Raw genomic sequence first — 12201 nt, forward strand, 5'->3', positions numbered from 1 at the left:
AATAATTCTCATTATTGTTGTTGTGCCCTGCGGGTAATGGTAATGTTGCACAACGAGTTAATCCCATTTCCTATGCATAAGACAGCATGAACAACACCACCGCCCAAAATGCTTCCGGACGCTTAGCACGAATTTTCTCCGTTAGTGAATTTATGGATTTTGGCGAGCGTTACGGTATTGATTACCGCTTTCCGATGCTGAAGCAAAAACCGGATTTACCGCATTCCTGCGCCGTGCTGCAAGGGGAAGTTGAGGAGATGACACTTCCTTGCGGTATGTGCGTGACCCATTCCGACGTACAGGTGCTGCAACCTTATGAAACAACCTCCCGCCACAGCAGTCCTCTGTATATGCTGGTGGTACTGGAAGGGTGCGTGATACTGACGCTCAACGGGCAGGAGCATGTGGTGCGTTCCGGCATGGCATTTAGCTCCCGGCTGAGTGAACATCAAACGATGAGTGCCCGCCACCATGCTGACTGCAAACTGCGTACGTTATCGCTGGGACTGTATCCCGACGGCGCATGGCGCACAGGATTGCTCGAGTCGTTGATGCGTGAGTGGGAAAGATGCCAGACGCCAACGCTTATCTGGCAGGTTCCGGGCTTTTTGCTTAGCGGATTACAGTATGCGCAGCAGAGTACGCTCGGTAGCGTGCCCCGGCAACTGATGCTGGAAGGACTTATTTTACAGCTGTTCGGTCACGGCCTGAGCGTGTGCCAGATGGAGAGCGGTAAATATCAGCCTGCCAATGGTGAACAACAACGGCTGGAGATCGTTCGTCGTCTGCTGGAACAGACGCCGGAGAATGACTACACGCTAAACGATCTGGCCCAGCGAGCGGCGATGAGTCCCAGCAGTTTGCGCAGTAAATTTCGGGCAGCCTACGGCTGTTCGGTTTTTGACTATTTGCGCGATTGTCGTCTGGAACGTGCGCGCGGCTATTTGCTGGAAGGGTACAGCGTTCAGCAGGCGGCATGGATGTCGGGTTATCAGCACGCCACTAACTTTTCTACCGCCTTTCGTCGTCGCTATGGTTTTCCGCCTGGCGATGTACTCAAACTTTGCTAATCCATTTTTCTGCTTTGTGCGAAGTCGAGACTAACATTTTGGCACTGCGCATACGCAACCTGGCATCCGGCATAGCTATCTTCGCCACCAAAAAGGTAATAATTCTTATTTACAATTAGAAATGCCTTTGGAGATGTTCATGTTCGCTAAGACTCGATTGGCGCTGTTGGTGGGATGGGTAACCGGCAGCGTGGCTTTTCCTCTGCTGGCGCAGGAAACAACAAAAAACGATACGGTGGTTGTCACCTCGCAGATGCAAAGTGGTGCAACCAAGCTTGCCACGCCGGATATTGAAACCCCGCAGTCGGTGTCTATCATCACCCGCGAACAGTTTGAAGAGCAAGGGGCAACCAGTGTGCGTCAGGCTGTGAGCTATACACCAGGGGTGTACAGCAACCAGATTGGCGCTTCGAACCGTTTTGACTACATTGTGCTGCGCGGTTTCTCTGATGGTAGCCTCGACAACGTCTATCTCGATGGCCTGAAAATGATGGGCGATACCAACTCTCACAGCTCGTTGGTCGTCGATCCTTGGTTCCTTGAAAACATCGAAGTGGTTCGTGGTCCGGCATCCGTGCTGTATGGCCGCTCCTCTCCGGGCGGTATTGTTGCGCTGACATCACGTAAACCCTCGTTTGACCCTGGCGGGGAAGTGAAGTTATTTGCCGGGAACAACAATCAGCGCGGCGCAGCCTTTGATGTGACTGGCGCTCTGGATGATAACGATCGTGTGGCAGCGCGTCTGAGCGGAATGACGCGCTACGCGGACTCGCAGTTTGGTCCATTGAAAGAAGAACGCTATGCGCTGATGCCAAGCCTGACCTGGCGGATCACCGACCAGACACGCCTTGACCTGATGGCCTATCTGCATCGTGATCCGGAAGGTGGCAGCCACTCAGGTTTGCCTTATGATGGCACCGTGGTTCCCCACTATGGTCAGAAGATCTCTAACACTTTCTTCGAAGGTGAAGATGATTACGACAAATACGATCGCCGCGAAAACATGGTGGGTTACAACATTGAACACATGTTTGACAACGGTTGGTCGGTGCGGCAAAAGCTGCGTTATTTACATACCGATGTCGAACTGAACCAGGTTTATGCGGCAGGCTGGCTGAATGAGACTGAACTCAATCGCGGCTATTCTGGATCCGATGAGAAAATGTCGGCAATTACGCTGGATAACCAGCTTGATGGTAGTTTTGATACCTGGCAGGTGAACCACCGTCTGTTGGTGGGGATCGACTATCAGGATCGCAGCAATAATACCACTGGCTACTACGGCGCATTCCCGCCAATAGATGCCTTTAATCCGGTGTATGGAGCGAAGCCGGATTACATCAGTATGTATGCGCGTGAAAAACACAAACTGCGCCAGACGGGCTATTATCTGCAGGATCAGATGTCCTGGGATCGCTGGCGTATTACTCTGGGCGGTCGTTACGATCAGGTCAGTGTGTCAAATATTGATAAGATCAACGACTCGCGTAGCGATCTGGATAAAAACAACTTCAGCACCCGCGCCGCTCTGCTCTATCTGTTTGATAACGGTTTAGCCCCATACGTGAGCTACTCTACCGCCTTCACGCCGACCAGTTTTGCTGATGAAAACGGTAACCTGCTGGAGCCAATGAAGGGCAAACAGTGGGAAGCCGGGTTGAAATATGAACCAGAAGGGCTGAACAGCCAGTTTAGTGCGTCGGTTTTCCGCATCAATCAGACCAATATCGCCACCAAAGAAGAGCCGACCGATCCGTACCGTTCAATTGGGGAAATTGAATCCGAGGGTGTGGAGCTGGAGGCGATTAGTCAGCTAACAGATAACTTCCGTTTGCAGGCGGCGTATACCTACACCGATATTCGCTATAAGAAAAGCAGTCCGGAAGAGCAAGGTAAGCGCGCTGTTTATGCGCCGCGTAATCAGGCCAGTAGCTGGCTGAGTTACGATGTGAAAAGCGGCCCGCTGGATGGTCTGACGCTGGGTTCTGGCGTGCGTTATGTCAATGGCATTACCAGCGATCGTCTGAATACCCACACTCTACCTTCATACACACTGGTGGATATGGCGATTGGCTACGACTTAACGCATATCGGCCTGAAAGGGGTGAGCGCGCAGCTCAACGTCAATAACCTGACCGATAAACGTTACGTTGCGGCCTGTAACTCACTGTCTTACTGCTACTTTGGTGCTGAACGTAGTATTGTCGGCAGCGTGTCCTGGAAGTTCTGATAGCATAAATGGCCCGGCGTGAGTCTCGCCGGGCAATCCAGGGATCAGCGAGATTACTGAGTAAAACCGTTATCGATACAAATCTGGGCGTTGGTTCTCAGGGTAAAGGAGAGCTTATTGGGATACTGGCTGTAATAGTTATGTTCTTCTTCCAGCCCCTTCGCCTGGGCCAGGCGTACCGTTTCCAGTGAGCAGGTACGATAAATCAGATCTTTTTTCATGATTGCTTGTTGTTCCAGCTGCTTATTTGTGGGCAGCGCCAGCCAGATTTCTGACAGAGAGTAATCAAACACCACCCGATTGCCTTTAGCCTGAATATTTTCAACCGTAATAGAGTCGTCAACTTTCAGCCTCGGCTGTCCACGCATCTTTTTCTTCTCTTCAGCTGCGGCATATTGGGTTAACGCATCGATATCCATCCCGGCTATTTTTTGCTTATAGATTTCAACATAAGTGGCAGGTTGCTGATAATGGTTAGCGTAGGCGTTTCTTAATTCCCCGTCACTCATCGTACAGCCAGCAAGAAAAACAGGTAATACCAGCGTCAGTTTTATTTTAGTCACGATTTTATTCCCGAACATTATTGTGGTCCCTTATTGCCTGTAATGAAATAAAAATTGGGTTATTACAGTTGATATTTAAGGTTGTATAAACAGGGCGACGGGGGCACAAGTTCATTAGTCTTAAAGTGGCATGATAAACAGAAAACCCTGCCAGAATTAGCAGGGTTTTTGTATGGTATGGGAGCGGGTGTGGTGGTGCAGATTATTAGTGCCCAATCATCCTGGCTTTGGGTATCAGTTGGAAATACATATGATCAGGAATTGGCGTGTCCCAGACCTTCGCATAGACCGCAAAACCGATAGCTGAGAAGAGGATACTCAGTACCAGCATTGCCATGACTACACCGGAAAGCGCAGTTTGACGCCACAAGGGTTTACTGTTTTCTTGCGATCCTGGCGGCGTTTTTAGTGAAAATGTAAGCGTTGAAGCCACCGGACAGGATTCTACGCAGGTCATACAACCGGTACATTCAACGGTTCTGACCTGAATCAAACGATCGACTGGAATCGCTGACGGGCAGTTTTTCGCGCATTTTCCGCAGTCTATACAACTGTCTGCATTACGTCGTATTTTAAACGGAGAAAGCAAGGAGAAGAGGCCGAGCAGTGCGCCATAGGGGCACAGATAACGGCACCAGGCATTGCGGATAAATAAACTCATGACGCTGATAACGATCACGAAGATGAGCGTAGCTCTGCCGATATTGCGGAAGAAATCGAGCATCTTAACGTCGATGATCATTCCATAAGCTGACATCAGGAAGTACTGAATACCTTGTGCGGGCATTGACAGGGCGATATACAGGAAAAAACTCAACAGCAGATATTTCAGACCGAGCAGCGGGATATCCAGCCAGCGTGGTAACCTGAAATGGCGTCCAAATAGCTTTTTCCCTACATTGCCAATCAGTTCTGAAAGCGTACCCACCGGGCATAGCCACGAGCAGAATGATTTTTTTAACAACAGGCTTATCAGGATAAATGCCACTAACAGCAACATTGAGGCTGCATGAACAGGCGGAAGATAACCGGTCTCCAGGGTGTATCTGATATTCATCAACCCTGCGATGGGGAGCCATCCCTCAATGCCGCCAGGTCTTGGAATATAAACGCTGGTGCCGGCGGTTTCGAAATAGCGGACCCAATAATAGAACGTTACGCCAATGTAGATATTGATGGACAGCAGGAGAAACTGGGTGGCTCTTCTCCAGGTGGTGGCATTGCGCCAGTCATTCCACGGTAGTTTTCCTCCGGTCGTGCCGGGGCGGCGCTGCCAGCGAGTTCTCTTTTTCCCGTTCATGGTGTTGTATTATCCCTCTTTATTTCCTCCACACAGGAGGATGCATCACTGGGATATGCTAACGCCAGATAGATATAGTGTATTTGATTTGCATCTTATTAAGTGACTGTTATTTTTATAGCGTTAAAATGCCTTCATAAAAATAACAGCCGATAGTTATCGCAGGTCAAATAAATACCTCGAACGAGGTATTTATTATTTGGCACTTACTTTAGCTGGATGCCTGGGGTCATTCCTGATAAGTCTCTACGCGATTACGTCCATTACTTTTCGCCAGGTAGAGTGCACGATCGGCTTTATCAACCAGTTGCTTGTAGTCCGGATGATAGTCATATTCGGCGATACCAATACTGACGGTAATAGAGAACGACTCAGCGGCAGAGGCCACCATCCGTAGCTCAGCGATTTTCTTACGCAGGGTTTCCAGAATAATATTCGCCTGTGAAATATCCGACTCAACCAGCAGGATCATAAATTCTTCGCCACCGTAGCGGAAAACATAATCGCTGCTGCGGATATGTTCATAAATGATGGCCGCTACGTTCTTCAGCGTGATATCACCGGTGTTATGCCCATAGCGATCGTTGATTTGCTTGAAGTAGTCGATATCCAGCATTGCCAGAGTAAAAGGCTTACGCGAATGTAATGCCAGCGAGATTTCGCGGCGCATGATGGTCGGAATAAAGCGACGGTTAAGCAACTGAGTCAGCGAGTCTTTACCATTTTCCTGTTTGACCAGCGCTTCAAACATCGAGGCGAGAAGGAAATGCATTTTTGCAGAAAGCTGTCGAACATCCTGTAAAAGACTCATCCGTTGGGCTTCTGTCGGCTGCTGATTCGACAATGTCTGCGTCAGGCGATCGTCGATTTCTACGATCAGCGACTCCATCTCAGCCAGCAGATTGCTGTTGCCAAGAATGTGTTTTCCCTTATGCGAAAACCACATGCCAAAATCAGAGTTCGACAGAAAAACTATCTCCGCGGAGGGCAACCCCGTGGCTATATTGTAGATAAACTGGTTTTCCCAGTCGGTAAATGAACGGATTTGCCGCTCGCGCTCTACGTTGACATCATCGTAAATTGTCTGCAGGCGATACTGCTCCTGCGTATGCATCGAGTTTTGATAACTTGGGGAGTAGGAGACCGTCATGGCCTCCAGAGCGGTGTCCATTGCCAGGCTGCTGAAACAGATGGCATCGCTTAACAGGCCGGGTGGGTAGTTTGCTTTCTTTTTAAGTACCCGATACAGCTCATCTTTCAGCTTACGTGCGCCGCGATTAACCAGATCGATTGGTAGGCCAATTCGCGCATGGACCACGCCAATATTGCGTTGTTTCGCCAGCAACTGTGAAATATCTTCCTGCGCACTGCCGAGTACGCTGCGAAGCCAGTCAAACATACTGCCGCTGAGGCGGGTGCTGACCTGTTCGGTATTAAGGAATAACGCGCTCTCAGCATGGGAGAGCATGTAGTCATAAAAAACAGTTACTAAATGGCGGATCTCCTGATCGGTTAATGATGTCAGGAGCGTGTGAACTTCAGGAGGTGTCTGGCGCAACAGCGCCTGCCATTCCGAAAGGAGTAATGTGTCGTTTACCGGATCAACCTGTTCCATCTCACAGCCACTCAAAAATACGATTGAAAAATTCAGGCGGTATTACGGACAATTACGTCACGATGGTCAAGTTAAACTCTCTTAACGATGGCTAATACCTTCATAAATCAGCCTTAAAGCGAAGACGCCGATAATGGCGCCAATCACCCGACTGGCAACCCGTTGAATACGTCCGTATGCACGACGCACTGCGGGTAGAGAAAACGCCTGGCTGAGAAAAATACGCCAGATAACGGAAGAAAAGACTATTCCTGCCCACGCCATTAACCTGGCCCAGGTCGGGGTTTCTGCACTTAACGTTACTGAGAAGATACTAATAAAAAACAGCACGGTCTGTGGATTGGACAAATCCGTTAATAATCCACGACGGAAGAAAACATACCAGGGAGCGGAGAGCGGCTGCTGTAATGTGGGCATTTGTGGTGTGGCCTGATGCCGTATGCTATTCCACGCAAACCACAGCAAATAGGCGCCACCGATAATTTTTATCAGCGAAAATATCTCTTCACACTGGGTGATAAGCGTCGCCATCCCAAAGAGTCCCAGACCGGAATAGAAGGCATCGCCTAATGCAACGCCCAGTCCTGTCATTACGCCTGCTCGCCGCCCTGATGCCAGACTGGTTTGCACCACCACGAACAGATTCGCGCCGGGGTTAAAAAAGGTTAAAACAAATAAACTGACAGTAAGTACGACGGCGTGTAGAGGTTCCATAAACAGCGCTTCCATCTGTGAAAAAATTGGCGTTTTACCTTCAATCGTAATTGAGGTCGTTCTGAATTAACCCATACTATAGTTTTAGTGTAAGCATGATTCTGAGTATGTACTCACACTGTTTTATGAAACGCCGCCGATGTTGCAAACGGGCGTCTGGGGTGTTTTCAATAGACCGGGCGGGGTGGCGCACGCAGCGCTACAGGAATCTCTGCCGCCATTGTTTTGCAAAATATCTTTATATTTCTGTTAGCTCTGGATTTTTTATTCGGGCTGAACTACTTATTAATCATCCTTGACTCGCACGATGGATGCTCAGGGGTCGATAATGGCGTAAAACAAAACCTGGAGTTTTTATATGAAAACTGGATATAAGTTATTAATTGGTGCGTTAGCTTTTGTCGTGACCAACGTGTATGCAGCAGAATTTATGACAAAGGTTGAGTTTGAAAAGGTTGAGTCGCAATATACAAAAATTGGTGATATCTCAACAAGTAATGAAGTTTCCGTTGCAGATGCCAAAGAAGAACTTCTAAAGAAAGCAGAAGAGAAAGGTGCTGACGTTGTGGTATTAACATCCGGTCAAACGGATAATAAAATCCATGGCACTGCCAATATTTACAAGAAAAAATAATGCGCTGTATTGAAAGATAAAATACCCGCCAGTCCTTGTACTGGTGGGTTATTCTTTTAGCCTGCGCCAGAATGTGGTTCTGCTGATACCGAGATATCGTGCTGCCGCTGTTTTATCGCCATTGAATTGTGCCAGTACCTGCTGTGGCGTCAGCGATGGTGATATCAGGGGGATTTCGGCGACATTGGTCAGTTCCGGCATTAACTGCTGTAAGAAATGGACGTTCAGCTCCGGCTGTGGATCCTCACTTAAAAATAGCGCCAGACGCTCCATCATATTGCGCAGTTCACGAATATTCCCCGGCCAGCCATAATTCAGCAGAGTATGCTGACTCAGACTCAATCCCTTGCGCACTGTCTCTGAAAACGGCACATCTAATTCCGCCAATGACTGTTTTAAAAATCCTTCTGCCAGCGGCAAAATATCGGGCAGACGCTCGCGCAGCGGCGGCAACTGCAGACGCAGAATGCTCAGGCGATAAAACAGATCGGTACGAAACTTTCCCTGTTTCATCTCCTGCTCAAGATGACAATGCGTGGCGCTAATCACCCGCACATCCACCGGGATTGGCTGATGTCCGCCCACCCGCGTAACCTCTTTTTCTTCCAGCACGCGCAGTAGTCGGGTTTGTAGCGGCAGCGGCATCTCGCCAATCTCATCGAGAAACAGCGTTCCACCGTGGGCGATTTCAAACAGACCCGCGCGTCCTCCCCGGCGCGAGCCGGTAAATGCGCCATCCTCATAGCCGAACAGCTCAGCTTCCAGTAATGATTCGGTGATGGCCCCGCAGTTGACGGCGACAAACGGCGGTGAGGGCTTCCCGCGTCGATTCTCCAGGCGGGTGAAATATTCACGATGAATGGCCTGCGCCGCCAGCTCTTTACCGGTTCCGGTTTCGCCCTGAATCAATACCGGCGCGCGGGAGCGGGCGTACAGCATAATCGTATGCCGCATCTGTTCCATCTGCGCAGAGTGGCCGCGCATGTCCACCAAGGCATAGCGGGTACGCAGCGTCTCACCAGAAGCATACTGGCCGTTTCGCCGTAGCGTCATACGGGTCATATCCAGCGCATCGCTGAAGGCCTGGCGCACGGTGGATGCCGAATATATAAAGATGCCGGTCATACCGGCTTCTTCCGCCAGATCGGTAATCAGTCCCGCGCCGACCACCGCTTGTGTACCGCAGGCTTTCAGCTCATTGATTTGTCCACGGGCATCCTCTTCAGTGATATAGCTGCGCTGCTCAAGCTGTAAATTGAATGTTTTTTGAAAGGCCATCAGCGCGGGGATGGTTTCCTGATAGGTGATGACGCCAATCGACGAAGTGAGTTTTCCCGCTTTCGCCAGCGCCTGTAACACATCAAATCCGCTGGGTTTAATCAGGATCACCGGAATGGACAAGCGGCTCTTCAAATAGGCACCGTTGGAGCCTGCGGCGATGATGGCATCGCAACGCTCAGTGGCCAGCTTTTTACGGATCCAGGTCACTGCCTTTTCAAAACCAAGCTGAATAGGGGTGATAGTCGCCAGGTGATCAAACTCGAGGCTAATGTCGCGGAACAGTTCGAACAGACGCGTGACGGAGACCGTCCAGATAACCGGTTTGTCGTCGTTCACCCGTGGAGGAAGATGTGTATCAGCCATAGCTAACCCAAAAAGTCAGGAACCGAATATTGGGTTTAGTTGTGTTTCATAAATGTTGCAATGAAACACTTAAACCAGTTTCATGAAACGATAGCTGACACGCTTTTGTGCAACAAAGATATAAAGATTGAATTTAATTTATTGTTTTTAAAAACAAAAACAGAAAATGAATAAAAATTAAGGTCTTTGGCATACCCCTTGCTTTAGTTAATCAATGAACGATAACAAGTTGATAACAAGAGGATGGGATATGTCTCTACACTCCCCAGGGCTGGCGTTTCGCGCCGCGCTCACCAAAGAAAATCCATTACAAATCGTTGGCACCATTAACGCCAATCACGCGCTGTTGGCCCAGCGTGCCGGGTATCAGGCGATTTATCTGTCGGGTGGTGGTGTCGCTGCCGGATCGCTGGGCTTGCCGGATCTCGGCATCTCCACTCTGGATGATGTTCTGACTGATATTCGCCGTATTACCGATGTCTGCCCGCTGCCGCTGCTGGTGGATGCAGATATTGGTTTCGGATCCTCGGCATTTAACGTGGCGCGTACTGTGAAATCAATGATCAAAGCCGGCGCCGCTGCGCTGCATATTGAAGATCAGATCGGCGCTAAGCGCTGCGGTCATCGTCCGAATAAAGCGATCGTCTCCAAAGAAGAGATGGTTGATCGTATTCGCGCCGCAGTGGATGCGCGCACCGATCCGAACTTTGTGATCATGGCGCGTACCGATGCGCTGGCGGTGGAAGGGTTGGAAGCGGCAATCGATCGTGCGCGGGCGTATGTCGAAGCGGGTGCTGACATGCTGTTCCCGGAGGCCATCACCGAGCTTTCTATGTACCGCCAGTTTGCTGATGCGGTGCAGGTACCGATCCTCGCCAACATTACCGAATTTGGCGCCACGCCGCTGTTCACCACCGATGAATTGCGTAGCGCTAACGTCGCAATGGCGCTCTATCCGCTGTCTGCTTTCCGTGCCATGAACCGCGCCGCAGAAAGGGTTTACAACGTGCTGCGCCAGGAAGGCACGCAAAAGAGCGTGATCGACATTATGCAGACGCGTAACGAGCTGTACGAAAGCATCAATTATTACCAGTACGAGGAGAAGCTCGACGCCCTGAATCTCAAGTAGGCCTGATAAGGCGCAGCCGCCATCCGGCACTGCCGGATGGCACTACGTTTATCCGGTCTACGGCGTACACCCTCAATACCCTACACATTAAAATAATGACGAGGACAACATGAGCGACACAACGATCCTGCAAAATAATACCAATGTCATTAAGCCTAAAAAATCAGTCGCGCTGTCAGGCGTGCCAGCCGGAAATACCGCCCTGTGTACCGTCGGTAAAAGCGGTAACGATTTACACTATCGTGGCTACGATATTCTCGACCTGGCGCAACAGTGCGAATTTGAAGAAGTTGCACATCTGCTGATCCACGGAAAATTACCCAACCGTGATGAACTCAATGCCTATAAAAGCAAATTAAAAGCGCTGCGCGGTTTACCGGCTAACGTACGTACCGTGCTGGAAGCGCTGCCCGCAGCATCGCACCCTATGGATGTGATGCGCACCGGTGTCTCCGCGTTAGGCTGCACGCTACCTGAAAAAGAGGGGCATACCGTTTCTGGCGCACGTGATATTGCCGACAAGCTGCTGGCCTCGCTCAGTTCGATCCTGCTTTACTGGTATCACTACAGCCACAACGGTGAGCGGATCCAGCCCGAAACCGACGATGATTCTATTGGCGGTCACTTCCTGCATTTGCTGCATGGCGAAAAGCCGTCGCAAAGCTGGGAAAAAGCGATGCACATCTCGCTGGTGCTTTACGCCGAACACGAATTTAACGCCTCCACATTCACCAGCCGGGTGATTGCGGGTACTGGCTCCGATATGTATTCAGCGATTATCGGTGCTATTGGTGCTCTGCGTGGCCCAAAACACGGCGGTGCGAACGAAGTGTCGCTGGAGATCCAGCAGCGCTACGAAACGCCGGATGAAGCCGAAACCGATATCCGCAAGCGTATTGAAAATAAAGAAGTGGTGATTGGTTTTGGCCACCCGGTTTATACCATTGCCGATCCACGTCATCAGGTAATCAAACGCGTGGCGAAGCAGCTTTCTCAGGAAGGTGGTTCGCTGAAGATGTACAACATTGCCGATCGCCTGGAAACCGTGATGTGGGAGTCGAAAAAGATGTTCCCCAACCTCGACTGGTTCTCGGCGGTCTCCTACAACATGATGGGCGTTCCGACCGAAATGTTCACCCCATTATTTGTTATCGCCCGCGTTACCGGCTGGGCGGCACACATTATCGAACAGCGTCAGGATAATAAAATTATCCGTCCTTCTGCCAATTATACCGGCCCGGAAGATCGCGTTTTTGTCCCGATTGATCAGCGTTGCTAATTCAATTCCTCAAATTATAAAAC

General features: G+C 50.0%; 10 protein-coding genes. 5 read left to right on the forward strand and 5 right to left on the reverse strand.

All coding sequences use genetic code 11. The annotated features are described in order from the left end of the window. The first annotated feature begins 86 nt into the window (after nucleotides 1-86). A complete protein-coding gene (locus tag LG384_RS04930; protein ID WP_048221984.1) occupies nucleotides 87-1070 on the forward strand; it encodes a helix-turn-helix transcriptional regulator in 984 nt (327 codons plus the stop codon). A gap of 121 nt (nucleotides 1071-1191) precedes the next feature. Then, nucleotides 1192-3300, forward strand: a complete 2109-nt coding sequence (foxA, locus tag LG384_RS04935; protein WP_200041934.1) for a ferrioxamine B receptor FoxA — start codon at nucleotides 1192-1194, stop codon at nucleotides 3298-3300. Between the two features lie 53 nt (nucleotides 3301-3353). On the opposite strand, the gene LG384_RS04940 is transcribed toward foxA, so the two are convergent. The 4 genes from LG384_RS04940 to LG384_RS04955 form a co-directional block, all read right to left on the reverse strand. Then, on the reverse strand, nucleotides 3354-3863 hold the full coding sequence (locus tag LG384_RS04940; RefSeq protein ID WP_225760564.1) for a hypothetical protein: 510 nt from the start codon (nucleotides 3861-3863) through the stop codon (nucleotides 3354-3356). A gap of 205 nt (nucleotides 3864-4068) precedes the next feature. Continuing rightward, nucleotides 4069-5163 carry a 4Fe-4S binding protein gene (locus LG384_RS04945; protein ID WP_225760565.1) on the reverse strand — a complete coding sequence of 365 codons (1095 nt, stop codon included), beginning with the start codon at nucleotides 5161-5163 and terminating at the stop codon, nucleotides 4069-4071. Nucleotides 5164-5392: 229 nt separating this feature from the next. Then, on the reverse strand, nucleotides 5393-6778 hold the full coding sequence (locus LG384_RS04950; protein ID WP_045440326.1) for a diguanylate cyclase: 1386 nt from the start codon (nucleotides 6776-6778) through the stop codon (nucleotides 5393-5395). A gap of 81 nt (nucleotides 6779-6859) precedes the next feature. After that, nucleotides 6860-7492: a LysE family transporter gene (locus LG384_RS04955; protein ID WP_045449464.1), complete on the reverse strand. Its 633-nt coding sequence runs from the start codon at nucleotides 7490-7492 to the stop codon at nucleotides 6860-6862. A gap of 358 nt (nucleotides 7493-7850) precedes the next feature. Here LG384_RS04955 and yahO point away from each other — a divergent pair, with 358 nt between their 5' ends. Continuing rightward, nucleotides 7851-8126: a DUF1471 family periplasmic protein YahO gene (yahO, locus tag LG384_RS04960; protein ID WP_045440330.1), complete on the forward strand. Its 276-nt coding sequence runs from the start codon at nucleotides 7851-7853 to the stop codon at nucleotides 8124-8126. A gap of 48 nt (nucleotides 8127-8174) precedes the next feature. On the opposite strand, the gene prpR is transcribed toward yahO, so the two are convergent. After that, the gene (prpR, locus tag LG384_RS04965; RefSeq protein ID WP_225760566.1) at nucleotides 8175-9770 is read right to left on the reverse strand and encodes a propionate catabolism operon regulatory protein PrpR; all 1596 of its coding nucleotides are present in this window, start codon (nucleotides 9768-9770) and stop codon (nucleotides 8175-8177) included. Nucleotides 9771-10020: 250 nt separating this feature from the next. Here prpR and prpB point away from each other — a divergent pair, with 250 nt between their 5' ends. Beyond that, nucleotides 10021-10899, forward strand: coding sequence for a methylisocitrate lyase (gene prpB, locus LG384_RS04970; RefSeq protein WP_045440332.1), 879 nt, complete (start codon nucleotides 10021-10023; stop codon nucleotides 10897-10899). Between the two features lie 109 nt (nucleotides 10900-11008). Further along, a complete protein-coding gene (gene prpC, locus LG384_RS04975; RefSeq protein WP_045440334.1) occupies nucleotides 11009-12178 on the forward strand; it encodes a 2-methylcitrate synthase in 1170 nt (389 codons plus the stop codon). Nucleotides 12179-12201: the final 23 nt, after the last annotated feature.

The sequence above is a fragment of the Citrobacter sp. Marseille-Q3906 genome (assembly GCF_916618775.1).
In the GTDB taxonomy this organism is placed as follows: domain Bacteria; phylum Pseudomonadota; class Gammaproteobacteria; order Enterobacterales; family Enterobacteriaceae; genus Citrobacter; species Citrobacter murliniae.

Coding starts and splice junctions, on each gene's coding strand:
- LG384_RS04930 (WP_048221984.1), top strand. CDS start 87: ATGAACAACACCACCGCCCAAAATGCTTCCGGACGCTTAGCACGAATT.
- foxA (WP_200041934.1), top strand. CDS start 1,192: ATGCCTTTGGAGATGTTCATGTTCGCTAAGACTCGATTGGCGCTGTTG.
- LG384_RS04945 (WP_225760565.1), bottom strand. CDS start 5,163: ATGAACGGGAAAAAGAGAACTCGCTGGCAGCGCCGCCCCGGCACGACC.
- LG384_RS04950 (WP_045440326.1), bottom strand. CDS start 6,778: ATGGAACAGGTTGATCCGGTAAACGACACATTACTCCTTTCGGAATGG.
- LG384_RS04955 (WP_045449464.1), bottom strand. CDS start 7,492: ATGGAACCTCTACACGCCGTCGTACTTACTGTCAGTTTATTTGTTTTA.
- yahO (WP_045440330.1), top strand. CDS start 7,851: ATGAAAACTGGATATAAGTTATTAATTGGTGCGTTAGCTTTTGTCGTG.
- prpR (WP_225760566.1), bottom strand. CDS start 9,770: ATGGCTGATACACATCTTCCTCCACGGGTGAACGACGACAAACCGGTT.
- prpB (WP_045440332.1), top strand. CDS start 10,021: ATGTCTCTACACTCCCCAGGGCTGGCGTTTCGCGCCGCGCTCACCAAA.
- prpC (WP_045440334.1), top strand. CDS start 11,009: ATGAGCGACACAACGATCCTGCAAAATAATACCAATGTCATTAAGCCT.